Raw genomic sequence first — 24,235 nt, 5'->3', positions numbered from 1 at the left:
GTCAAGCCGTCGCGGGAGCGACGGTGCGCATGAGATTGCCTGTGGCCAGAGTAGAACGGGGCGACGACATCCGAAAGGCCTACCTCCCGGGCACGGCCAATTCGCGAGCGCTCCGCCGCGTCCATCGGGCTTCGTCGCGATCATTGCGGGCCAGCCGCCGCGCCGCGTCAAGCGCCGCGCGTGCCTGCGTGGCATCGCGCTCCTGGGCTGTCGTGGTCGGCGCAGAGCCCAGCGCGCTTCTTCCGCTGACTGCGTATCGGTCCCGATACGCGGCAACGACTCGCGCTTGGCGCCTCCACGCGGCGGAGGCCGGTCGCTCGGGTACGGCACCAAGAGCTGAGATCCAGGTGTCCCCATTCCCCATCGCCTGCTCCACGAGTCGTTGAGCGCGTCGCTCCATGAGCACGCGGCGTTCGTCCAGGGTGCGCTGCATCTCCGATGTCATCGGACCGAGCGACTCCGGGATGAGTCCGACAATCAAGCGCGGCGCGCCCCTCCCCCCGTGCGGCGTAGTTCCGCGAGCGAGGGCCTTGTCCAGCCGCGACTCGAGCACCGCCGCGATATCCACGGCGTCGTCCAGGCTCCTGGTCCTGACGAGGGCACGGAACAGGAGCTCGACGTCGTGATGGCATGCTTCGGCGCGCCGGAGTGCGGCCGTCAGCGGACCGAACGCGTCCGAGGCGACGACGCGTGCAGCCTCCGCCGTCGTCAGCCCCGATCTCTGGATCAGGGACACCCAACGGTCGTGTTGCGCGGCAGCGGCGATCGTCTCGTACTCGGCGGCGAGTTGGGCGATGGACCCCCAACGGTCTTGTTCGGCGGCCATGGTCTCGTGTGCGGAAAGCTCCGCGCCCACGTGCTGCAGCACGCCGTGGAGAACCGTCGCCGCCGTGGCGCCGCGCGGTTCGCCGGGATGCGGCCGGGAATGCGTGTCCTCGGGGCGGTCGACGGCGACGTACGCGGTGTTGGCTACGCGTCCGCGGGTCATCGCGACGTAGAGGCTCTCTCGCGTCATCCCGCTGTGTACGAGTACGTGTGCGGTGTCGGTGGTGATCCCCTGGGCTCGATGGGCTGTGATCGCGTACCCGAGATCGACGTGCTCCGCGACGTACCCCGCCGGCAACATGACTGCCGCGCTCCCCCGGCGATCGGCGCGGCGCACCAGCATTCCTCCATCTTTCAGCACATTGAGGACGGTCCATCGGTCGCCGTTTCGGACCCAGGACCGACCGGCCCGCAGGGTGCGGTCGTTGCGGCGGGTCAGAATGATGTCACCCACCGCTGCTGCGGTGCCTTCATGCAAGGACACCTCGATGGCCCCTGCAACATCGCCGTCGAGGAGGCGCTCGGCTCGGGCGCGCACGTTCAGCGCGGTGACGGCCTCGTTCGAATCGGCGACGAGGATGCTCGCCCTGCCTGCACCGACATCCCGGCGCCAGGCCCGGTAGGCGGCGTCGATCATCGCGTCCGACTCGCCCTCCACGACGCGGCCGTGGTTGGCGTATTCCTCGATGACGTCGGTATCCCCATCGCGAAGCCGGACGGATGCGTTCTTCTCCCAGGACTGCAGGAACCGGTGCACATCCACCAGTTCGGGGACGTCGTCACGATCGTGTGCGAGCAGCGCGAACGCGCCGCCCGCATCGACGGCCTGCAGTTGCGCGTGGTCGCCGACCAGAAGCACCTTCGCGCCGGCCTCCGCGGCAACGCTTGAGACGCGATCCAGCGAAAGTGTTCCGGCCAGCGACGCTTCGTCGATGATCACCAGTTGCCTCGCAGCGAACGACACGCCCCGTGTCAGGTGAGTCGTCCACCACTTGGCTGTGTTCTCGGTCGGGATGCCGAGGTCTTCGGCGAGGACGTGCGCGGCGCCGGCAGAAGGCGCCAGACCCACGACCGACCCGCGACCGTACGTCGACTCCCACGCATCGCGCAGTGCGCGCATCGCGGAGGTCTTCCCGGTGCCTGCTGCCCCGACCAGGGCATCCACGGTCCGTCCCGAGGCGGCGATCTTCTCCAGCGCCACCGCCTGATCCAGCGACAGCGTGTTCCCGCCCTGCCGACGGGGTTGCGGCGGCATCGTCAGACGCGGGGCGGATGTGTCACGAGAGCGTGCGATCAGACGACTTTCGGCCTCGAGCAGCATGCTGGCGGTGAAGACGGCGCTTCGCCGGGCACGGAACACCGAGGACCCGTCCGGGCGCTGGAACTCGCTGGGGCTCTCCGCGATCTCCGGCGGAGACAGCCGCAGGGAGGCCTTCTCGGCTGCTTGGGCGAAGAGCTCTACGGCTGTTTCGCGGTCGGATGCGGAGGCGAACCGCATCGGCATGGTCTGACGTGCGGCTTCGGCGACGAGATTCCAGTGCCGCCACGTGGACCGCTTCTCCGCCACCGCGGCAACGACCGTCCCGCCGAGGCGGGCGATCAATGCGGGCGAGAGGTCGGCGGCGCGGAGCGGTGGGATTCGGGATCCGTGTCGCGCCGTGAGGGCGCGAGCCCAGGTCGTCGCGTCCTGGCCGAGGAGCACGCTGGCGCGCTGACGCCATCCCGCGGTGAGCTCACCGAGCGAGTGGACCTGCTTCTCCGGGCGCGTGGCGAGCGTTGCTTGCGCGCGCAGCTTCATGACGGTGGCCGGGCTGGGGCGATGACCATGCGAGCCCATGAATGCGGCGATGAGCCGGTCGGTTTCGTCGTTGATCGCGTGCGAGCGGGTCGAGAAGTGGGCGACGAGCACGTCAGGGATGCCGGTGATCGCCCAGGCCGGGTTCCGATCGCGACCCCGCTCGCGTGGCTCCCACGACACGCCCAGCGCACGGGTGAGTTCGTCGGTGAAGATCGCTTCGTGCAACTCCGACAACGCGACGACCGCCGCGTGCAGCGGGCGACCGTCGAGCGAGCGCCACTTCCCGTCCAGCGCGGTCTGCACCTTGTTGCTCACCACGACATGCGTGTGCAGGTGCGGATCACCCGCGCGGCTGTCGAAGTGGTCGAAGGCCGTGGCGATGAGACCCGTCACGGCGACCTGTGCAACAGCCCCGTCGCCCGCGGTTGCACCGGTGCGCGTCGCCGCAACCTCCCGCTCCATGTACGCAACGACATGCGCGACCGCGCGGTGATGCGCCCCCACGATGATCTCCTGCACGCGTGCATCCGCAATCCCCCACAGCACGCTCGCGGACTTGGGAATCGAGAAGGTGAAATCGTACCCAGCAACCGCGCGCTGACGAGAAGCCGCGCCCTCGTCCTTCGGGTCGCTGCCATAGTGGGGATAGGCGCGACCGAGCGGCTCGCCGCTGAGGGGATGACGCCCCATCCCGATGAGGAGCTGCAGCTGCGACTCCGTAACGATGTCGCCTACGTGGAGGCTGCTGCTCAAGGAAGACACACCGCTGCCGATCCAGCGTCCGGGCGGTGTCCCCTCCTCGTTGTAGTACCGCGTCAACGGCGTGGACAGTGAGCGTGCTCCATCACCCGCCACGACGGTACGGAGCAGGTACTTGTAGCCGTCGCCCGCACTCATCACCCGCATCGAAACCGTCACCGCCACACCCCCGTCACTCACGGAGGAGGTGCGCATCCTCGATCTGCAAGAGGCGTGGCGGCTTCGTTCTGATATGTAGTGGTGCCCTGTCAAGGGGGCATGGCGAGGCGCCGTCCGGGTTGGTGCCCGGGCGGCGCCTCTTGCTTCGCGGGTCGGGGCTGTCCGGTGAGCGTGTCTTCGACGCGCGGTCAGTCTGATATTCGCGGGTTGGTTACCGCAGGACGGTTCTTCGGCAGGAGTGGGACCGCGTGTCTAGGAACGAGCGTCGCCGGCCGCAGGGCTGGCTGCTCATAGAACAGTCGCGGGTCGCTCCTCGCGCTGCCACCGGTGGTCGGGTCGCGAAGCGGCTGTGTGGATCAGTCGTCCATGACGGCCAGGGACCAGCACCAGCCGGCCAGTTCGCGGGCGACGGCGATGTTCGCGATCGTGTGTCGTTTGCGGCGCTGCCCGAACCGCACCCACCGGTCATGCAACCGCCGGTTCCCCAGATCCCCGCGAGCTCTCGCGGCTGCGGACGCGAGTTCCCACCGGGCGCGCAGGACGGCGCCGACCCGATACTGCGGCTGGTGGTGCCAGGCGGCTTCGACGAGCAGCCGGCGGGCGTGCCCGTTGCCGGTCTTGGTGATCGGCCCCTGCACGCGGGACTGCCCGGAGGAGAACTCGGAGGGGACCAGCCCGACGAACGAGCCGATGCTGTTGCCGGTGAACCGTGCCCAATCGCCGATCTCGACCGCCAGCGCGAACCCGGTCAGCGTACTCACCCCGCGCAGACAACCCAGCCGACGCACGACCGGGGTGAACTCGCTGTCCGCAGCGAGGTCTGTGATCGCCCGATCCAGCCGGTCCCGTCGCGCCTTGGCCTGCAGCACCGTCTCGTACCCGGCGTCCAACGCGGCCCGTGACGCGGCGCCGGCCAGATGCTGCTGGGTGAGCCACCGGTCATGTTTGCCCGTCCACGCCGCGCCGCCGTCATAGACGAGCCCGTGCCGTAGCAGCAGCTTGCTCACCCGGTGCCGGGCACGCATCAGATCCCCGCGGCAGTCCTCCCGTGCCCGCACCAGATCCCGCGCAGCCTCCTGATCAGCGGTCGGGATCGAGACCGGCGTGATCTCGTCCAACCGCAGCAACCGCGCCAGATGCACCGCGTCGCGGGCGTCGGTCTTCACCCGATCCCCAGACGGGCGCTGCAACTTCGACGGCGCCGCGACCACGCACCGCACCCCGGCCGCCGTCAGCGTCCGGTGCAGTCCGAACCCCGTCGGCCCGGCCTCGTACGCGACCGCGACAGGGCCCGGCACCCCACGCACCCACTCGAGAATCCGGTCGTTGCCCGGCGGCAGCTTCGTCTGGAACAACTCGCCCGTCACACCATCGATCGCCGCCGCCGCGACGGAACGGGCGTGCACATCCAGCCCAACACTCGTACGCTCAGTGAACACGGGGCCTCCCACAACTGTCGGATAGGCCGGGCGGACCACCTCCGCCCGGTAACCCACGAGCTTTGTGAGCGAGGCCCCGTCCCGCGACCCCCTCACCAGAAGGCGGCCACTACATACCGTCTAGAGGCGAGGTCAGACGAGGCGGCGATGTCTGCAACCGATGTTGCTGGGGGCCAACTCGATGATGCCGGCGACTATTGGTGCGAATGGGGGCTGCGAGCGGAGAGCCAGGATGTGAGGGTCGACTGGAACAACTCGGGGTCGACATTCGCTTCCCATCCGTGGGGAGCGCTCTTGGTTTCCACCAGGGTCACGTTCGGGTGCGCGACCGCGAATTCCTCGGTGAGCTCGAACGGGATCTCCTCGTCTCCTTTGGAGTGCAAGACAAGGGTTGGGATTTCTACGCTGAACCCGTTGCTCCAGTCCAGGCGGTCGAAGTCGAGTGGGGCCGGCATCCCGATCACCCTGCTGCCGACTGCGGATCCCAAGGCCCAGGTCACAATCGGAGCCACGAAACCGGGCATGCCGGCGCGATCGACGCCGCGTCGCACGATGCGTCTCCAGTTCGTCGCCGGGGCCACCAGCGCGAGTCGCTCGAAGGCTTTCGGATCTCTGCGCAGCAGCTCGAGCGCGATTCCTGCACCCATCGACCATGCGACGACGTACACCTCGGGCGCACCATGCGACCGAGCGAACTCAACCGCGTCGGCCAGATCGCTCCACTCGTGCTGACCAAGGGAGGACACGGCGGTGGCCGGCCCGTCGCCGGCCCCTCTGTACGTAATCACGAGCGAGGTGTGACCAGCGCGCTCGGCTGCCTCGACGGAGCGGAGGGTCACAAGCCGGGAGGTTCGGATTCCCTGCACGTGGATGACCCACGCCGCGCCCGAGTCCGCGGAACGGAACAGCCATGCGGGCGCAGCGGTGCCGTCGCGGAGAGGCACCGTGACGTCCTCCCATTTCGCGTCGATCTCCGACGGACTGTGCATAACGTGGCCGGTCCACTGCGCCTCGAATGGTTCCGTCGGCACCGAGACGGTTGCGCTCAGTAGCCGACGAATCACACGCTGCTCGCCGGTGCGCTCAACGGCGCCGATGAGCGCGTGGTGCTCGAAGCTATCGCCAAACCACAGCCCATAAGTTCCGGCAGCGCTCGTGAGTGCGCTCTGAGGCAATTCGACAGTCTCGCCGATGCGGCGGGCCACGATCACCTTTCGCCGAGGTGCAACTCCCACGACGCGGAGGGCGAGCTTCCGGATGAGCCATCCGACGGGCAGTAGCAGCACGACGAGGACGGCTGCAGCGACAATCACAGGAATCATTCGGCGACTACCTTCTCCTCCGCGCTCGTCATCCTGACGACCGTAGGCGCTCTCATCTGACGATCCAGCATCTCGGCCGTCGCCCGCAGGAGGACTCGCTCGCTCTTGCTCAGAGGCTGGCTGTTCGCGATGTCGGTGAGACGTACCGCGAGCCGATATGCCTCGTGTACGGGATCCTCGTCGGGTATGGCGGCGAGCGTCATCCCCCGACCGACGTTCGCTCGCTTCAGGAGTCGGCCGAGGGCCGCATGCATCGGCCGACGACTCGCGCGAGCGACCGCGAACGCGATGATGCCCGCGCACACGAGCAGGACTCCCCCGTAGAACGGGAACGTGAACAGGTTGCCGACCAACTCCACAGGAGCCGTCCGATCCTGCCGCGTGACTCGGAGCGTGAGGTAGACGATCTCAATGAGGCTCGCGAGAAGGATCGCCCAAGCCCCGACCCGAATGAGTATGTACGGGCGAGGCGTCCGGCCATGGATTCCGCGCAGCATCCGGATCATGATGACGATCACCCAGGCCATGTAGATCGACGCGTACGCCCACAAGCCCACCTGGCCGGCAGTCTCCCTCACGAAGTCGCCAGACGTGGGACCGCGATGAGCGATCAAGAGGAACGGGATCGTGAAGGACACGAACATTGCCGGCAGCTCCCATAGGCTCCGCCCGTTGAATCGGGTGCCGTCCAGAGTGCGCGATGCCTGCATGACGAACCAGAACGCCGTCGTCGCTAAGAGGTTCTGAACGAGGTTGACGAAGTTCGAGCCACCCAGCCAACCGTCGACAGTTGCAATCGGAACAACGACACCGACCATGAAGATGGCTCCCAGTCCAGTGATCGTAGCGAGCCAGGTCAATCGGCTCGATGGTTCACGGACCGCGGAGGGGAGCCGCAAAAGGGTGAGCACGAGCAGTGCGAAGAATGCGACGGTCTCGATTCGGAATTGCATCAGCCGAACACCGCCTCGTCGCGTCCGTGACGCGGGCGCAGCACCAGCCGTGACAGCATCTGCGACAGCTTCTCCGCCTCCGCTTCCATCACGAGGCCAGAATCGCTGAAGTCGAGGTCGGCCTCGAAGTCGGGCGTCACGATCCCCCGCGCGAGTACCGTTTGCCCCGCACGAACATGCTGCTGCCCAGGGTGCAATACCGGAAGCGTCGCGCAGCCGGTGTGCCCGAACGCCACGTGGGACAACTCGTGCAGCACAGTGTGGAACTGGTACCACCGCGGGTCTGACTTCCGGACCAGGATCTTGGCGGAGTCGGACGTCAGCAACACCAGCCCCGTGATGTTCTCCCAGTCCTTGTCGCCCACTGGCTCGACGTCGATCCGCTTACCGCTCGCGAGCGCGACTTGGCGCACGATATCGGTGAGCTCGGGGTCCGAGGGAAGCTTCAGGCGTTCGAGCTGAGTCTCTGCACGGCTGCGGAGCTCACGCTGGTTGCGAGACGCGGTGTAGGTCATGGCAGTTCACCTCTGACCGCACCGCCTGCGATGCGATCGCTCGACTTCCCTCCACTCTACGCGCCTGCGCAGTCGAGCGGGAGCGTCTGTCTCACCGCGCAGAGATCGATCGAAGAGTCTGCGCGATTGCGCGAAGAGCCGCCGGAGAAACCTCGCCGACGGCGCGGGCGGACATCGAATCCGCTCCTGAGCTCCGCAGCGCCTCGCGGAATTCGAGGTTAGCCTCGGCCACCTCGGCGGCACCGCCGTCATCGAGGTCCAGAAGGTATGCCGCAGGGATTCCGGCGTAGTCGCAGACGGCCTCGAGCAACCGAGCTCGAACGGAAGGACCGGCGGTCCCGTCGAGAAGGGCTGACCAGTCCGCGACATCCAGGGAGATTCCCCGCTCCGCGAGCTTCACGATCAGCCCATCGGCGTCGAACGCGGTTCCATCAACGCGAGGCGCGTGGGCGATGGCAGTAAGTCGGCGACCGAGCTCGCAGGGGCGCGTTTCCACGATGGGCTCAATGTCATCGTCTGGGCTGAGAGACGCGGCGACACGAGAGATCTCGTGTGGGTGTGTCCCAAGCGCGAGAGCCAGGTTCTCAATGTCATTCGCATCAAACGGAGCACTGCCTCGCATCCGCGCGTAGTAGTAGCTGGACGACATACCGGTGCGCTCAATGAGCTCCTGGTTGGTCATGCCCGCAGCATCGCGAAGTGTCGCCACTGCTCGGACCAGGTCCATTGACCAGGCACCGGCCTCACCGAGCGAGCGTCTCCCCACGTTGACAGATTATCGCCGCTGAAGCTCACAAATCTCTTGTCTATTCGCGCACACGCAAGAGTATCATGTTCTAAGTACGCAATCACGCTCAAGCGAGGAGGTGAAGAGCGGAGCGGCACAACCTCAGCCAAGCAGTTCGTCGACCGTCGCGGTCGACCAAGGCGCGCCCGACTAGCGTCCCGCGCTGAGTCTTGCACGTCGCGTTCTGATGACCCCGCAATCGGCGGTGCGGTCTCGCGATGCGCCTCATCAGCTCCCCATGGAGCACCTAAGTGTCACGAACGCGCACGTCGCGGCGCGGCCACTCAGGAAGGTGAACGTTGTGTCCGACCAGATGATTAGGTCCGATTCAGAGGCGAAACTGCGTGAGCTGCATGAGCGACTCGTCCGCTCTGTCGAAGCCCTGATCGCGAGTGATGATTGGAAACGGGCGCTCGAGTTCACGGCTCACTTCCGCTCGCGGTCGTTCAACAACACTCTGCTCATCTGGGCGCAGCACAGCGCCGCATTCGAAGCCGGCACGGTCCCCGACCCGATGCCGACACATGTAGCGGGCTTCCAGCAGTGGCACAAGCTGGGGCGGACCGTACGAGCAGGCCAGCACGGCTACATGATCTTCGCTCCAAGGACGGCTCGCTTCGCGTCATCTACTCCGCTGGATACCGCGTCATGGCGCCGGCTCGACGCGCGCGAACGGCCCCGCCCAGGCGAGGTTGTACGGTCAGGCGTGGTCGGCACCCGGCCCGCGTACGTGTGGGACGTATCACAGACCGATGGACCGCCAATCGCCGAACTCCCGCGACCCCAGCTCCTTCAGGGCGCTGCGCCTGAGGGCCTGTGGGAGGGGATCGCGAGCCTCATCGATCGCGAGGGCTTCAGCCTGACACTCGCGCCGTCCGCCGCGTCCTTGGGTGGCGCGAATGGCCAAACCGACTTCGCGCGACGTCACGTGGCGGTCCGAGAAGATATGGATGAGTCCGCCAGGGTGAAGACACTGGCGCATGAGCTCGGCCACATCAGGCTGCATGGCCCCGACCACGAAGCCCTCGCGCATCGCGGCATCGGTGAGGTGGAGGCCGAATCCGTGGCGCTCATCGTCGCCGCGGCGCACGGAATGGATACCCGGGACTACACAGTGCCGTACGTCGCGGGATGGGCGTCCGCCGTCCCCGGCTCCGACGCCGTAGCGATGGTGCAGCAGACTGGCGAGCGCGTGCGGCGTGCGGCCGTCGCCATTCTGGACGCGCTTCCGACCGAACAAGTCAGCGCGGGCGACCCGCCGGGACTTGATCGTTCCGCGCCCGTCACAGGATCCCCGCATGTCGCAGCATCGTGGATCGATGCGCACCGTGTTATCCAGCAGGGCCGGGGACTCTCGTGAGCCTCGCCGACGTTCTACTCGCTGTTCCCCGGCTGAGCACGCGCGATGCGGCGCCGCAGTTCGCTGCCGCAGGGCTGCCGGTTTTCCCCTGCCAACCGGGAGGCAAACGACCGCTCACACACTCCGGCCATCTTGACGCCTGCCTCGACGCGGAGGCGATATCTGCCTGGTGGCAACGATGGCCTCAAGCGAACATCGGAATGCCAACCGGCCCACGGTCGGGCATCGATGTGGTCGACATCGACGTGAAGCGCGACGGCACGGGCTTCGCGGCGTTCCACCGCGCGGTGAACGCCGGACTGCTCGACGGGGAGATCGCGCGTGTTCGCACGCCGTCCGGCGGCATGCATATCTACTTCCCCGCCACGGCACACGCTCCTCAGCGATGCTGGCAAGCCGCGAGCGCTCACATCGACTTCCGCGGAGCCGGGGGCTACGTTGTCGTGCCTCCGTCCGTCGCTGTCGAATCGAACGGAGTCGCCGCCTACCGGCTCTTCTCACTATCGGCCGCTCAGACGCGGCCGATCGACGCGCGAGCGCTGCGAGAGTTTGTGGACCCTCGTCCCACCCCCGCCCCACGCGATTCTTCCGGCGCCCCCAGCGGCGAACTGCTCGCTCACTGGATCGGACGACTTCGCGAAGGCGAGCGCAACCACGGTCTGTTCTGGGCTGCTTGTCGCCTCAGCGAGGTGGGAGTTCGGGCGGACGCCATCATCGACGTTCTCGGGCCCGCGGCCGCCCGAATCGGTCTCGGCGAGCGTGAAATCGAACGCACGGTTTACTCAGCGTGCAGGCACACCTCGGGCGGGACCGGTGGAGTGAGTATCCGCTCATTCAGTCCGTGGACGCACCCCGCCTCGGACCGGGATATGCGGAGAATGCCATGGGGCGAATGAGACGCAGCGGTATCCAACTCGCCATGATGACGGCGGTGGTGGGGACCGTCTTCATCGCGGCGGGAGCCTTCTGGTTGTCCTTCACGTCGCTCGCGGACCTGGCGCGACGGTCCGGCCTCGGCGCAGAGGAGGCTTGGGCGTGGCCGCTGATCGTCGACGGCATCATCGTTGTCGCGACGGTCGCGGTCGTTGTGCTGGGAGGTTCCCGCGGAGCCTGGTACCCGTGGGTGCTGCTCTTCGCGGGAGCTCTGATCTCCGTCACGGGAAATGCGCTGCACGCGGTAGTGATGGCGACTTCAGAGGTACCCGTCGTGGTTGCCGCCGCGGTGGCCGCCGTCCCTCCACTGGTATTGCTCGCCATCACCCACCTCACGTCGGTGCTCGCCCGCCATGCCTCGACGTCGGCCACCCCAGAACGTGTGTCGGAGCCAGACATGCGCTTCGACGTCGTCACGGCCGAAGAGCACACCGCCGCTATGAAAGTCGGCCCCGCCGGTGCCGCAGAACTGAGCGCATCCGGCTGGTCGAACCGCGCCATCGCGCAACGACTCGGCGTTCACCCCTCTACGGTCGGGCGCTGGCTGAGGGACCGCGTGTCTGTTTCGGAACCGCAGCGTGAACTCACGGAGAGGACATGAGCAATGGATGCCACCCACGGAGCGGACTGGTCCGACCCGGTTCTGTCGAGCCCGATCAATGAACTCACCGAACCCGCAGATCCACACTCTGGACACGTTGCACACGAGGTCACCGCCGCCAGTGGTGGGCATACTGTGCCCGAGCACCCCACCGCTGCAGAACACCGGGTGACTTGGGTCCGTGTCTCCGACCTGCTCGAGTCGGGAACCGGACTTATGGCGGGCCGGGGCATCGACTTCGAGGCCGAGCTGGCTCGCCGTGTGCGGCATCCCGTCGAAGTCTCGCGCCGCGCAATCCGGGATCGGAGCTCGTCGCTCCCGCCGCTGTCCGCTTTCGGGCGGCGGCGACCAAACCAGGCCCGCGAGTCGATATCGCGGCGGTGACCGATGTCAGGCAGCGCTGATTCCAGGGCCGGCTCGAATGCGAAGGACACGGTGCGCACCTTCCCTGCGGGAGGTGCAGCGATGCGAGAAACGATCCACGGTCGGAACCCTTCGTACAAGAGCTCGGAGGGCCTCCGTGCCATCCTGGCCCGGATGGCCGACGGCGAGAGTTCATGGCGCAGCGACGCGGAAGTCGCGGAGCTCATGAGCTATGCAGCGCGGCGCTATGCAGCACTTGCTCGCAAACATGGGCTGGATCCCTGGGAGGCGGCGACTGCCGCATTCGATGCCATGCGTGCCGCTTCAACCCGCCATGCCGATGACCCGTGGGCCATCGTAACCCGCGCCGTGCAAGTGACGTGCATTGCCGAGGAGCGCGCCCGCGGGCTGATGTGTTCCGTGCAGCAGGCGCGCCGTCCTCGGTATTCGGCCTTCCACGACGCGGAACGCTTCAGCGACCGGGAGAACGCCCTCGTGGACTACCACCCCGCACTCCGGGTCCTGCCTCCGGACCAAGAAGAGTGCGCGGGCGCCAGAGCCGTCGAGTCTGCGATGGAAGATGCGATTGCTCTCTTTGCGCTCGTCGGGTGGCCCGCCGATACCGCTCGGGCCGGCGTCGAGTACGTGTGTGCGCGACTCGCCGACGTCGCATCCCGCATCTCGGCGTTCGAGCAGCTCCGACGCGACTACACTGCGCGTGTCTTGCTCGATGTTCCCCAGAGCTCTTGGCGCGCGATGCTTCGCGCGCTGCTCGGTTGCCCTGATCCTGCTCAAGAGCACACCTCAGCGGGGCGAGGCATCCTTCTACGCCTCCTCGTGGGCGAATCGTTGGAGACGCTCCTCCACGATGATCGACTGTTGACCGGCCTCCTCGAGAATGTGCCCTGCCGACGATCATGAAGCAGCAAGGGCACATCGAGCTCGAGCGGTCGATCGACTCCATTCGCGTCGGATCGAGGCATCGCGCCGACCTGGGCGATATCGATGCTCTCGCAGAGTCGATCGACCGCCAGGGCCTGCTGCAGCCGATCACCGTCACACCCGAAGGGGTGCTCGTGTGCGGCGCCCGGCGCCTTGCCGCGCTCCGGCAGCTCGGCGTACGGAAGATCAATGTCTGGGTGCGCGCGGGCGTTTCGGATCGCTTGACCCAGCTTCTTGCCGAACAGGACGAGAACGCGCTTCACAAACCACTCTCGCCGACCGAAGCAGCCGCTCTTTATCGTGAGTGCAAGTCGCTTCTCGCGGAGGATGCCGCACGCCGGCAGCACTCCTCCCGCTTCGGCGAGACAGCCGAGACCGACGGCCCGAACGGCGCCGTTACGCTAACGGCACCGCTCAAGAGGAACGACGGAGACACCCGCACCCAAGCCGCCCTTCTGGTCACGGGACGCCGGTCGTTCACGACGCTTGAACGAATCGGCCGACTGCAAGACATCGCGGAAGATGACGGCATTCCGCTCGCCATCCGCGAACGGGCACAAGCCGAGCTTGATGCCGTTGAGAACGGCGCGCCCGTCCTGCCCGCATTTCGTCGAATCAGCGGAGTGCAAATCCTCTCCGAACTGGACGGGATCGCCAACTCATCCGATCAACCTGCAGTGGACCGTGCTGCCGCCGCTGATGCCGCCGCCCGGATCCGAAACGGGGACGAGCCGGCGTGGGGTGAAGAGCCACGTCAATTCGTCATCAAATCGCTGAGCCGCGCCAAAGCTGATTCGTCCCAGACCGGCACCGCGGGCAACCGCCCCTCCGCAGAACTCAAGCGGTTCGTCTTCACCTGGGATGACCTTGACTGCTGGTGGGAGAAATACGACCCGTCGGTCATCGCATCAGGTCTCACTAATGATGAGTGGCAACGGTTCGAGCGCACGCTCGAAGGGACCGCCGCCTTCGCAGACCGTGTTCGAGACCTCCGAGGAGTCGACTCGGCCGACGCTCGTCGAGCCGGCTGACCTTCGCCAGGTCGCCCGACGCGTACCTTCTCGTCGACTACATCCACCGAGCCGACGGGATCCAAGATGCACGCACCATTCCGCCGTCGGACCGCGCTGATCACCTCGATCGCGGCGGGGGTCGTCCTCGCTCTGCTGATCGGTGTCGGCGCCTACGGCCTCCTCCGCGGGCCTGCCTCCGCGCATGAGTCCACGAATCCGCGTCCCACCGCGACGCTGACCCCCGCAGCCGCACCCATCAGAAACCCGCGGCCACTCCCCCGCTCATATGACCCTGAGGCGTTCGCTCGCGAGGCGGCTCAGGCACTCTTCACCTGGGACACCCGGAGCCCGGCCAGTACCTCGGAGTGGGAGCAGGCAATCGTCGACGCCGCAGATCCAGAAGAAGCCGACGGGCTCGCCGCAGACGTCCGTGCCTACCTGCCCACGATCGAACAATGGGAGCAGCTCCGCACCTACGGCACCCGGCAATGGCTCACCATAGACACCGCCCGCGTGCCGCATGCGTGGACGACGGCGGTGGCGCAGGCCGCAGCAGGGCAGCTGCCCCCGGGCGCGACCGCCTACACGATCGTCGGCACAAGACATCGCGCGGGCACGTGGGGCGATCAGCCTGCCGAAACCGAAACCCGGGTGACATTCACGGTCTTCATTGCCTGCCCGGGCACGGCGTGTTGCCGTCTGCTGCGGTTCTCGCGCCTGGACGCGTCCCTTCAGTGACCTCATGACGAAGATTACCGGTATCCTGCTCGCCTTCCTGGTCGCCATACCGTCGCTCGGAATGCTTGCCGTCGCAACGCTGATGAACCCTTCGGCCGTCTCATGCACGGTCCTCGCGGACCTCAGCGTCGGGCCCATCCCCGACTCGCTGACCGCCCGCACGCGCGACGGTCAGTCCATCACCATCGACCGACAGCAGCTGACGCACGCAGCAACGATCATCACGGTCGGCGCACACACCGCCGGCGTCGGACCCACCGGGGTACTCATTGCACTCATGGCAGGTCTGACGGAGTCGACGCTACGGATGCTCGCGAACCCGTCGGCGTACCCCACGTCCGTCGAGTTCCCAAACGACGGCATCGGGTCGGACCACGACTCGCTCGGGATCTTCCAGATGCGTCCCACAGCAGGATGGGGCGGGGTAGCCGATCTCATGGATCCCAGCTATCAGGCGCGAGCGTTCTATGGCGGACCGAGCGGGCCGAACAACGGATCTCCGCGCGGGCTTCTGGACTTCGTCGGATGGCAGACGCTCGATCCGGGCGTCGCCGCGCAGGCTGTCGAGGTCAGCGCCCATCCGAACCGCTACCAGAACTATCAACCGGTCGCAGAAGAAGTGCTGCGCGCACTCACCCGTGCACCCACCCCGTCCGCAGCCGACCCTCATGTGCCGGAGACATCTCGCATCGTGTTCCCACTTCCCGACGGCACTTACACCTTCGCGTCGCCATTCGGATGGAGGACCGACCCGTTCACCGGGAAGCGGACGTTCCATGAGGGCAGCGACCTCGCCGCCGCCGGAGGAACGCCGATTCTCGCCATCGCTGACGGCGTCGTCGCGTTCGCCGGTCCGCGCGGGGGTTACGGCAATCTGATCATCATCGAGCACACAGTCGATGGGCAACCCGTCGCTTCCTTCTATGCACATATGTGGGATATGGGCATCCACGTTGCCGTGGGCAATACGGTCGTCGCGGGCCAGCACATCGCCGACGTCGGCTCGGCAGGGCGTTCAACAGGAACCCACCTGCACCTCGAGATTCATCCTGGCGGTGCCACGCAGCCGCCGGTGGACGCCGTGCAGTGGCTCGCAGCGCATGACGCCAAAGGACTCGAGGGCGAGTCAATCGTTCCAGCCGGCTGCGTCCCGACGGGACGGTGAGTATGGCAATCTTCCCGAACTTCGGTGCCGTAGGCGGAGCAGCGCAGTTGCGCGACATCGTCGGCGCGTTGCTGATGATCGCCCTGATCACCTCCGTACTCATGCTGATCGTGTGCGCTGTCACGTGGGCGCTGGCTGCAAGCCACGGGCACTATCAGGCAGCCGCGCGCGGACGCGCGGGCGTGGGGCTCGCGTGCGCCACCGCTGCGCTCGCCGGCGCGGGCGTCGCAATCGTGAACTTCCTGCTGGGTGTCGGGGCGTCCCTGTAACGAGCCGGGTATTAACCGGCCGGGCGACGCCGGCGCTCCTGTCTGTCAAGCAGTTCCGCTGACCGAGGAGCCCATCGTGATCAACATCAACCCGAACACCACCGGATTGCCTGGCATCGCGCAGCTGGGCGTGATCGTCGGCGCCGTCATGACCATCGGCCTGATCCTCTCCGCACTTGCACTGATCGTTGCTGCAATCGTGTGGGGCTTCGGCGCGAACTCGTCCAACCCGCACCTGGCTTCCCGCGGAAAGCTCGGCGTGCTCGTCGCCTGCGGTGCAGCGGTCGCCTGCGGCGCGGCTGTCACGCTCATCAACTTCTTCTGGAGTGTCGGACATTCGGTCTGATCCCCATCGGATGGAGGGGTTCCATGAGCGTCTGCGACGTTCCCGTCATCGCCGCCGTCTGCGGTACGGTCGGCGACAGCGCCGCCTCCCTCGTTACCGCGCCTTTCGACTGGCTGGCATACGCCATGGGCTCAGCTGCGGCGCAGCTGTTCAGCGCCGTCTGGAGCGCTTTCGACACCACAACGCTCGTGAACATCCAGGAGCCTGGATACGTCAGCGTCTTCAACGTGCTGTTCGGTGTCGCCGTTTTCGTGACTTTGATCTTCTTCTGCCTGCAACTGATCACCGGGCTGGTGCGACGCGATCCGGGGGCCCTGCCTCGGGCGGGGCTCGGCCTGGCCAAATCGATCCTCGGGTCATTCCTCGTGATCTCGGTGACGGGGCTGCTCCTCGAGATCACCGACCAGCTCGCGATCGGCATCGTGCAGGCAACGGGCAACACCATGTCCGGCATCGGGGACCGCATCGAACTCCTCGTCGCAGGCCTGGCCGCGGTCAACATTGCTGCACCCGGCGGCGGCGCAATCGTGACGATATTCCTTGCCGGACTCGCAATCAGCTCCGCGGCGATCGTCTGGTTTTCACTCTTGATCCGCAAAGCCCTCCTGCTGGTCGCGATCGTCTTCGGTCCGATCGCGCTGGCGGGTGCGGCGTGGGACACAACCAAAGGTTGGTTCGCGAGGTGGGGTGCGTTCGTCGTCGCGCTCATCCTCTCGAAGCTCGTGCTCGTCGTGATCTTCCTCGTCGCGGTGGCCCAGGTTTCGGCGCCTATCAACGCCGACCTCGCGTCGATCAGCAACCCGATCGCAGGAATCGTGCTGATGTTCATCGCGGCATTCGCGCCCTACATCACCTACAAGTTCCTCAGCTTCGTCGGCTTTGACGTGCATCACGCGATGTCCAGCGAGCAAGAGGCGAAGTCGTCTTTGAATCGGCCGGTTCCCATCCCGACTGCTCCGTTGGCCGGCAACGCCACGAAGATCCTCGGCGCTGCGGGAAAGGGCGGCGCCGGCGCGGGCGGCGAAATGGCCCCAGCCGGTGGGGCTGCGTCGGTGACCGACGCCGCTGCGGGCGCGGGCGCGATCGGTGCGGGGATCGCGGGCGGGGCGGCCCTCGTCCGCGGAGCCGCGACAGCCGGACCGAAACTCGGCGGCGCAGTGGCACGCAACGCGGATGCGCCCGCAGACGGCACCGGGAACCTGGCCAGGTCGCCACGCGCTGTCGGCAACGTACACGAAGCTCCGTCCATCGGGGCCGCCGCGCATCCGTCCTCCGCATCTCGTCCACCGGTGCGGATTCCCGACCGACAAGGTGAGGTCAGGCCATGACCCGACCCGATACCAGTTCTCGCTTCGAGTTGAGCCCGGTGCAGTTCTCTCGCCTCGCGCGGCGGGGAGTTCTGTTGGGACTCTCCCTTCCCCAACTCGTCGCCGTCTCGATCGCGGTGCTGACAACCGTCATCGCGCTCTACAGTTCCGGAGCCAGCGGCGTGGCATGGACCACCCCCATCTGGGGCTTGGCCGTCCTGCTCGCCAGCGTCGGGATCGGGGGTCGGAAGCTCGTGGAGTGGAGCCCCGTGCTCTGCCGATGGGGCAGCCGCGCCATCTTCCGTCAACTCGCGTTCCGGAAGCGGGTCGAACGTCCCCGCCCGGCCGGTACCTTGGCCCTTCCCGGAGACGCGGCGGCCTTGCGTGAATGGGTCGACGACGAGTCAGGTGCAGCGATGGTCCACGACCCGCACCTGCGGACGCTGACCGCGGTCCTCACCGTGTCGCATCCAGCATTCGTTCTCCTCGATCCCGCGGAGCAACATCGACGAGTAGCCGGCTGGGGCCGTGTCCTCGCGGGGACCTGCCGCTCGGGACGCATCTCGCGGCTTCAGGTTTCCGAACGCACTCTCCTCGACTCGGGAACAGGCCTCGACGATTGGTGGGATGGGCATGGGGCAGACGACGGCAGTTGGGCCGCAAAGACCTATCACGAGCTGATCGAGCGGGCCGGTCCCGCAGGCGAACGACACGCAACAACGATCAGCCTCGCTCTGGACATGCACGCCGCGGCGAAACAGATTCGCGCCAGCGGAGGGGGCATGAGGGGTGCGGCTGCCGTCCTGCGCCAGGAGATGGAGGCGATCACGGCTGCCCTGCGCTCGGCCGATCTGACGGTCGGGCGCTGGCAGGGGCCAGCCGAGGTCGCGACGATCTTGAGATCCGCGTATGACCCGTCGGCGAGCCTCACATTGGAACGGCATCCGAATATCGCGCGCTCGCTCGCGGATGCGGGGCCGCTGGCCGTGACAGAGAGCTGGGATGGCCTTCGTACTGACACGGCATTTCACACCGTCCTCTGGATCAGTGAATGGCCGCGGTCGCAAGTGTTCCCAGGCTTCCTCTCTCCCCTCGTGCTGTCGAACGGTGTTCTCCGCACCATCGCCCTGCACTACATCCCCGTGCGATCCGATCACGCCGCGCGGGACATCCGTCGAAAGAAGACGGAGCTGATCAGCGATGCCCACCAGCGACGACGGATCGGGCAGATCGAGGATGCCGCCGCCACCGCCGAGTACGACGACATCTTGCAGCAGGAGGCCGACCTCACAGCCGGTCACGGCGTGCTCCGGACAATCGGGCTCGTCAGCATCTCCGCCCGCACGCGCACCGACCTTGATATGGCAGTCGCTGCGATCGAACAGGCCGCAATACAAGCCTCCTGCGAGGTACGCACGCTCGTCGGCCAGCAGGCTCAGGCATTCGCCGCCGCAGCACTACCGCTATGCAGGCCGGCATGACGGGCGCAACTTGGATCGACGATGGGAGCACCTGATGGAAACGGATGAATCGGCTCGCTGCGCCGCCGAACACGTCTCGGCTGCATTGAACGACCTCGCTCACTCGACGATCACGGTCGAGGACCCCGCAAGCCTCTATCCCATCCTCGGGGAACTACTCTGCTCCGTCCGATCGCTCGTACAGGTCACTGATCAGCTCGCGCACGCCCACCTCCGCCTACGGCAGCACGCAAGGTCCGAGGACGGCGACGTCAGCCTCGGCGGCCGAGAGTCGGACAGCGCGGCATGGGCCCTCGTGCGAGCGCGGGAACTCCTCGAGGCAGCCGAAGGCCAGGTCGACGAGGCATCCCAAAGATGCGGACACGTCGCATGGGTGCCTGCCGAACGCACCGAACGCTGGGTGAACGTCGTCTTCCTCGACAAGGCGGAAGCAACCGAGGCGCTCCAGCTGATAGACCGATTCGGCGCTGCCGTCGTCATCCGCCAGCTCTCACGACTGGACAGGGGCGACGAGTCCACCGAGGACGCCCTGGTCAACGGATACGTCTACGACACGATCCCGACGAGCCCCACCGACCGCGTCGCACTAGACCCTCAGTCCGGATACGCGATCACCTTCAACCCCACGCTCGGCTACGTCTCTCTGCACCGCCGCTACGAGCCCGACGCAGCCGCGGCCCAGCCGCAACACGCTCCAGGTACACCGCCGGCGGCCTCGCCGGTGCCGGCATGGTTCTGCTCGCCACCACGAGCTCACCGCGAGCACGGTCGGAGCGTTGCATTGTGAGCGTCGACGAACGCCTGCACGCCACACCCCTCGTCAGTCCGGCGGACGAGCGTCGTCGCCAGCGACGCGGCCGCCAACGCGCGGCAACGCGTCTCGAGGCGGACGCGCGGAAAGCGCTCGCGCGAGAGGCGAAGGAGCAATGGGCCGCGGAGCGCGCCGAGGCGAAGACCGCCGCGTACTTGCCCGCCGCAGGCGAAGCGGGCCCGACAGCGATGCGGACCCCTGGTCGACTGCGACTGCCGAAGCATCAGGACACCTCAGCCACCCTCGCAGGACACTACCCGTTTCTCGCGGAGGCTGGTCTGGGCGCCGCCGGCGTGTTCGTGGGACAGGACCTTTACTCCGGCGGCTCGTTCGTGTACGACCCATGGGTCCTCTATCAGCGAGGCCTCATCACCGCACCGAACGTCGTCCTGGCCGGCATCGTCGGATCGGGCAAGTCCTCGCTCGCGAAGTCGCTGTACACCCGATCCCTTCCTTTCGGCAGACGCGTCTACGTTCCTGGCGACCCCAAGGGCGAGCACACGGCGGTGGCGGAAGCGGTCGGCGGTCGCGCCATCATCCTCGGACACGGGCTCCGGCACCGCCTGAACCCCTTGGACGAAGGACACCGCGCCTCGTCGCTGTCCGACTCCGAATGGGCCGCGCAGACGGCCGCTCGCCGCCGCGACCTCATCGGCGCCCTCGCCGAGACGGTGCTGACCCGCTCGCTTACCCCTCTGGAGCACACGGCGATCGATCTCGCGCTGAACGACGTCGTCCGCAGCTGCCAGGTACCCATCCTCCCTATGGTCGTGGACCGCATCCTCTCCCCCGCCCCCGTTGCTGATAGGGACCAACGCCTCGCCGACGACGGCCGCCTCGTGGGCCACGCTCTTCGACGCCTGGTCGCCGGAGATCTCGCCGGGCTCTTCGATGGCCCCTCGACCGTTCGATTCGACCCGTCGTTGCCGATGATGTCCCTCGACCTGTCGCGGGTCGCGGAGAATTCCACGCTTATCTCGGTGCTCATGACGTGCTCGTCGGCGTGGATGGAGTCAGCGCTGGCCGACCCCGCTGGGGGTCAGCGGTGGGTCATCTACGACGAGGCGTGGCGACTGATGGCCTATCCGTCGCTGCTGCGGCGTATGGATGCGCAATGGCGGCTGGCACGTCATTTCGGGATCGCCAACATGCTGGTCTTCCACAAGCTCTCTGACCTCGATAACGTCGGGGACTCCGGCTCGGCCATGCGCGCGCTTGCCTCATCACTTCTCGCCAACGCAGAGACCCGCATCGTCTACCGACAAGAACCGGATCAGCTCGGCTCCACCGGTGCGGCTCTCGGGCTCACACGAACCGAGATGAACCTCCTCCCCACGCTCGGGACAGGCCAGGGCCTGTGGCGCGTGAAAGACCGCAGCTTCGTCGTTCAGCACCAGCTGCATCCCGACGAGCTGGCGATCTTCGACACCACCGCCCGGATGTCCGCATAGGCGGGGCACTGCGCGCGCACCTTCATCACAAGGAGGCATCTCATGGCTGACTCATGGTCCGAAGACCGACTCGCACGGATCAGCCTCGCGGCAATCTCGGAACCGGGCGACGCGGTCACAGGGGCCCTCATCTCGAGGGTCGGTGCCGTGGAAACTCTCGCTCTGGTCACCGCCGACGGGCCACTGCCGGGAGCAGTCGACCCGGCGGAAGGCGGGCTGTGGCGACGCCGCCTCGCGCCCCGACTTGACCCCGGGCAGGTCGATCGCATTCGGCAGGACATGGATCGACGCGGCCTCGCAATGATCAGCGTCGAGGATCTCAACTGGCCAGCCGAGATGCAACAGCTCGGCATCCATGCCCCGATCGCGCTCTGGCTCAGCGGCACGCCGAGCGGTCTCGAGGGAGTGACCGCCCGACGCATCGCGCTCGTCGGAGCGCGCGCAGCGACGAGCTACGGCGAGCACATCACGATGGAACTCGCCGCCGACCTCGCGACCCAGGGCCGAATCATCATCTCGGGGGGCGCCTACGGCATCGACGGGGCCGCCCACCGGGCGGCGATGATGGCCGAGCCCGGGTCCACTGTCGCGGTCCTCGCCAACGGACTCGACCTGTACTACCCCGTCGGCAACCAGCAGCTCTTCGAACGGATCAAGGATGGCGGCGGGCTTCTGCTCAGCGAGCTTCCACCCGGCTCCTCGCCCACCCGGTGGCGCTTTCTGCAACGCAACCGGATACTCGCCGCCCTCGCCGGCGCAACAGTGGTCGTCGAGGCCGGTTACCGGTCCGGCACGCTCAACGTCGCGGCGCAAGCCCACGCGCTCGGAAGGCCGATCGGGGCCGTGCCGGGACCCGTGACGAGCCCGGCCAGTGCCGGCTGTCACAGACTGCTGCAGGAAGGGATCGCGACCATCGTCACCGACGCGCGAGACGCGACGGATCTTCTCGATTCGACCAGCACGGTGGTGACCGACCGCTACCTGGACTATTCGCTTGCGCCCGGCCGGCGACTCCGGCTCGAGCCCGACATCTCCCTGTGATGAGCTGCTCGGCCCGCGAGAGCACGGGTCTGGTTTCGCAATGACCGCACCAAAGGAGGTGACCACCCTCGGCGATGAGCTGACAAACCTCGGCCTCGGCATTCTGTTGACGGGAGCTGCGTTGGCCCTGATACTTCGTGCGGCCGGGTCGGTCGCGACCTGGCTGACAGGTATCGGCCAACCCGTTGCCGGGATCGATTCGGGCCTCGCCGTACTGCTGAATGCGGGTGATCCCGCTGCGGCACTGAACGCACCTGGACTCAATCCCGTCGCCTACTGGTGCTGTGCTGCCGTGCTCCTGCTCTCCGCTGCGAGCGCAGTCACCCTGGTCTGGCGGCTCCTGGGCAAAGTTCACCGAAACACGGCATCAGACCCCCACAGCATCCCCGGAATCGCAGGTCGACACGCCGTCGCGAAGGCGGCATCGAAGGCGGCGCTGATGCGACGGGCAGCGCACCTGCGACCGTCCCTCACGAACGCGAAGCCAGCCGACGTCGGCTACCTGATCGGCCACGCCCGCTCCACCTCCGTATGGGCAAGCGTCGAGGACTCAATCCTCGTCATCGGCCCACCACGGTCGGGAAAGGGCGCCCACATCGTCATCAACGCAATCCTCGATGCACCCGGAGCCGTCGTGACCACCTCCACCCGGCCCGACAATCTCACCGCGACCCTTCGCGCCCGGGAACGCCTCGGTCCTGTCGCCGTCTTCGATCCGCAGCAGCTCGCCGAGGGCGTCCCGGCCGGCCTGCGCTGGTCGCCGATCCGCGGCTGCGACAACCCCCTGACCGCGATGATCCGTGCCGCCGGCCTGGCCTCTGGCACAGGGCTGTCGGCCGGCGGTGTTGACTCGGGCGGATTCTGGGAAGCCAAGACCCGCACCGCACTCCAATCACTTCTGCACGCGGCCGCGCTGGCTGAGAGACCCCCCAGCGAGCTGTTCCGGTGGACCCTCGACCCGGCCGTTGCATCCGAGGCGGTCGCAATCCTCGTGAATGACCCGCGTGCGGCGACCGGCTGGGCGGACTCGCTTCAAGCGATGCTCGAGTCCGACCCGCGAACGCGTGACTCGATCTGGCAAGGAGTGTCCCTCGCCCTGGGAGCCCTCGCCGACCCACGCGTCCTCGCAGCCGTATCGCCGGCCGACGGCGAGTCCTTCGACCCGGACACCTTCCTGCGGAGCAACGGAACGCTGTATCTGCTCGCAACGGGAGCCGGAGCCAACAACTCGGCAGCTCTCGTCGCGGCGTTCGTCGAGGATGTCGTCGAATCAGCGCGACGTATCGCCGCCCGCAATCCCGGCGCGCGCCTCGATCCCCCGCTGCTACTCGCCCTCGACGAGATCGGAAACCTCGCCCCGCTTCCCTCGCTGCCGACCCTCATGGCCGAGGGCGGAGGTACAGGTATCACCACGATGCCCGTGCTCCAATCGCTCACCCAGGCGCGTTCGAAATGGAGTGACAACGCGGCCGGCGCGATCTGGGACGCCTCCATCGTCAAAGTCGTGCTCGGCGGCGCGTCGAACTCCCGCGACCTCCAGGACCTCGCCACCCTCATCGGCGACCGGGACGAAACCACAGACTCCACCACCGTGGGCGACCGCGGCTCGCGGTCAGCGCAGCGATCGATTCGCCGAGTCGCCATCATGCCGCCAGACATCATCCGAACCCTGCCATTCGGCACCGGCCTCGTCATGCTGCGCGCCGCCCCGCCGATCGTCACCCGGCTGCGCATCTGGACCTCGCGACCGGACGCGAAGCGACTGCTGAACGACCGCCGCGACCTCGAGTCGTTGCTGCGCGAACCTCCACGGTGAGCCATCGCCTTCTCGACCATCGCGACTGCCGAACGAGGCCA

21 protein-coding genes are annotated in these 24,235 nt (G+C 67.1%); 15 read left to right on the top strand and 6 right to left on the bottom strand.

Annotation, left to right across the window (positions count from 1 at the left end):
• Positions 1-79: 79 nt before the first annotated feature.
• The 6 genes from mobF to SM116_RS08530 all read right to left on the bottom strand — a co-directional run bounded on the left by mobF (position 80) and on the right by SM116_RS08530 (position 8,497).
• Entirely contained in the window at positions 80-3,541 is a 3,462-nt protein-coding gene (gene mobF / locus SM116_RS08555; protein WP_486348216.1) for a MobF family relaxase, read from the bottom strand.
• Between the two features lie 356 nt (positions 3,542-3,897).
• Entirely contained in the window at positions 3,898-4,980 is a 1,083-nt protein-coding gene (locus tag SM116_RS08550; RefSeq protein WP_425563274.1) for an IS110 family RNA-guided transposase, read from the bottom strand.
• Positions 4,981-5,174: 194 nt separating this feature from the next.
• Positions 5,175-6,185, bottom strand: coding sequence for an alpha/beta hydrolase family protein (locus tag SM116_RS08545; RefSeq protein WP_320944012.1), 1,011 nt, complete (start codon positions 6,183-6,185; stop codon positions 5,175-5,177).
• Positions 6,186-6,298: 113 nt separating this feature from the next.
• A complete protein-coding gene (locus SM116_RS08540) occupies positions 6,299-7,255 on the bottom strand; it encodes a hypothetical protein (RefSeq protein ID WP_320944011.1) in 957 nt (318 codons plus the stop codon).
• Positions 7,255-7,770, bottom strand: coding sequence for a hypothetical protein (locus SM116_RS08535; RefSeq protein WP_320944010.1), 516 nt, complete (start codon positions 7,768-7,770; stop codon positions 7,255-7,257). The genes SM116_RS08540 and SM116_RS08535 overlap by 1 nt, the downstream gene beginning before the upstream one ends.
• A 91-nt stretch (positions 7,771-7,861) precedes the next feature.
• Entirely contained in the window at positions 7,862-8,497 is a 636-nt protein-coding gene (locus SM116_RS08530; protein ID WP_320944138.1) for a helix-turn-helix domain-containing protein, read from the bottom strand.
• 361 nt (positions 8,498-8,858) lie between these two features.
• On the opposite strand from SM116_RS08530, the gene SM116_RS08525 reads away from it, so the two are divergent.
• The 15 genes from SM116_RS08525 to SM116_RS08455 all read left to right on the top strand — a co-directional run bounded on the left by SM116_RS08525 (position 8,859) and on the right by SM116_RS08455 (position 24,194).
• Complete coding sequence (locus tag SM116_RS08525; RefSeq protein ID WP_320944009.1) at positions 8,859-9,917, top strand: ArdC-like ssDNA-binding domain-containing protein; 1,059 nt, start codon at positions 8,859-8,861, stop codon at positions 9,915-9,917.
• On the top strand, positions 9,914-10,813 hold the full coding sequence (locus SM116_RS08520; protein ID WP_320944008.1) for a bifunctional DNA primase/polymerase: 900 nt from the start codon (positions 9,914-9,916) through the stop codon (positions 10,811-10,813). The genes SM116_RS08525 and SM116_RS08520 overlap by 4 nt, the downstream gene beginning before the upstream one ends.
• Positions 10,814-10,836: 23 nt before the next feature.
• Positions 10,837-11,451 (top strand): DUF2637 domain-containing protein, encoded by a 615-nt coding sequence (locus tag SM116_RS08515; RefSeq protein ID WP_320944007.1) that lies wholly within the window; start codon positions 10,837-10,839, stop codon positions 11,449-11,451.
• 537 nt (positions 11,452-11,988) lie between these two features.
• The gene (locus SM116_RS08510) at positions 11,989-12,735 is read left to right on the top strand and encodes a hypothetical protein (RefSeq protein WP_320944006.1); all 747 of its coding nucleotides are present in this window, start codon (positions 11,989-11,991) and stop codon (positions 12,733-12,735) included.
• On the top strand, positions 12,732-13,787 hold the full coding sequence (locus tag SM116_RS08505; RefSeq protein ID WP_320944005.1) for a ParB N-terminal domain-containing protein: 1,056 nt from the start codon (positions 12,732-12,734) through the stop codon (positions 13,785-13,787). The genes SM116_RS08510 and SM116_RS08505 overlap by 4 nt, the downstream gene beginning before the upstream one ends.
• Before the next feature lie 66 nt (positions 13,788-13,853).
• Complete coding sequence (locus SM116_RS08500; protein ID WP_320944004.1) at positions 13,854-14,507, top strand: hypothetical protein; 654 nt, start codon at positions 13,854-13,856, stop codon at positions 14,505-14,507.
• The gene (locus SM116_RS08495) at positions 14,440-15,672 is read left to right on the top strand and encodes a M23 family metallopeptidase (protein WP_320944003.1); all 1,233 of its coding nucleotides are present in this window, start codon (positions 14,440-14,442) and stop codon (positions 15,670-15,672) included. Before SM116_RS08500 ends, SM116_RS08495 begins: the two co-directional genes overlap by 68 nt.
• A gap of 2 nt (positions 15,673-15,674) precedes the next feature.
• Complete coding sequence (locus SM116_RS08490) at positions 15,675-15,941, top strand: DUF6112 family protein (protein ID WP_320944002.1); 267 nt, start codon at positions 15,675-15,677, stop codon at positions 15,939-15,941.
• 76 nt (positions 15,942-16,017) lie between these two features.
• Positions 16,018-16,287, top strand: coding sequence for a DUF6112 family protein (locus SM116_RS08485; RefSeq protein ID WP_320944001.1), 270 nt, complete (start codon positions 16,018-16,020; stop codon positions 16,285-16,287).
• 23 nt (positions 16,288-16,310) lie between these two features.
• Positions 16,311-17,615 carry a conjugal transfer protein TrbL gene (locus SM116_RS08480; protein WP_320944000.1) on the top strand — a complete coding sequence of 435 codons (1,305 nt, stop codon included), beginning with the start codon at positions 16,311-16,313 and terminating at the stop codon, positions 17,613-17,615.
• Positions 17,612-19,075 carry an SCO6880 family protein gene (locus SM116_RS08475; protein ID WP_320943999.1) on the top strand — a complete coding sequence of 488 codons (1,464 nt, stop codon included), beginning with the start codon at positions 17,612-17,614 and terminating at the stop codon, positions 19,073-19,075. Before SM116_RS08480 ends, SM116_RS08475 begins: the two co-directional genes overlap by 4 nt.
• Positions 19,076-19,109: 34 nt before the next feature.
• Entirely contained in the window at positions 19,110-19,862 is a 753-nt protein-coding gene (locus SM116_RS08470; protein ID WP_320943998.1) for a hypothetical protein, read from the top strand.
• On the top strand, positions 19,856-21,337 hold the full coding sequence (locus SM116_RS08465; RefSeq protein ID WP_425563275.1) for an ATP-binding protein: 1,482 nt from the start codon (positions 19,856-19,858) through the stop codon (positions 21,335-21,337). The genes SM116_RS08470 and SM116_RS08465 overlap by 7 nt, the downstream gene beginning before the upstream one ends.
• A gap of 147 nt (positions 21,338-21,484) precedes the next feature.
• Entirely contained in the window at positions 21,485-22,378 is an 894-nt protein-coding gene (dprA, locus tag SM116_RS08460; RefSeq protein WP_320943996.1) for a DNA-processing protein DprA, read from the top strand.
• Positions 22,379-22,418: 40 nt separating this feature from the next.
• The gene (locus SM116_RS08455) at positions 22,419-24,194 is read left to right on the top strand and encodes a type IV secretory system conjugative DNA transfer family protein (RefSeq protein ID WP_320943995.1); all 1,776 of its coding nucleotides are present in this window, start codon (positions 22,419-22,421) and stop codon (positions 24,192-24,194) included.
• Positions 24,195-24,235 lie beyond the last annotated feature (41 nt).

The sequence above is a fragment of the Microbacterium rhizosphaerae genome (assembly GCF_034120055.1).
GTDB classification, from domain to species: domain Bacteria; phylum Actinomycetota; class Actinomycetes; order Actinomycetales; family Microbacteriaceae; genus Microbacterium; species Microbacterium rhizosphaerae.
Note: the sequence above shows the minus strand (reverse complement) of the source record. Positions and strands in the feature narration are given on the sequence as shown.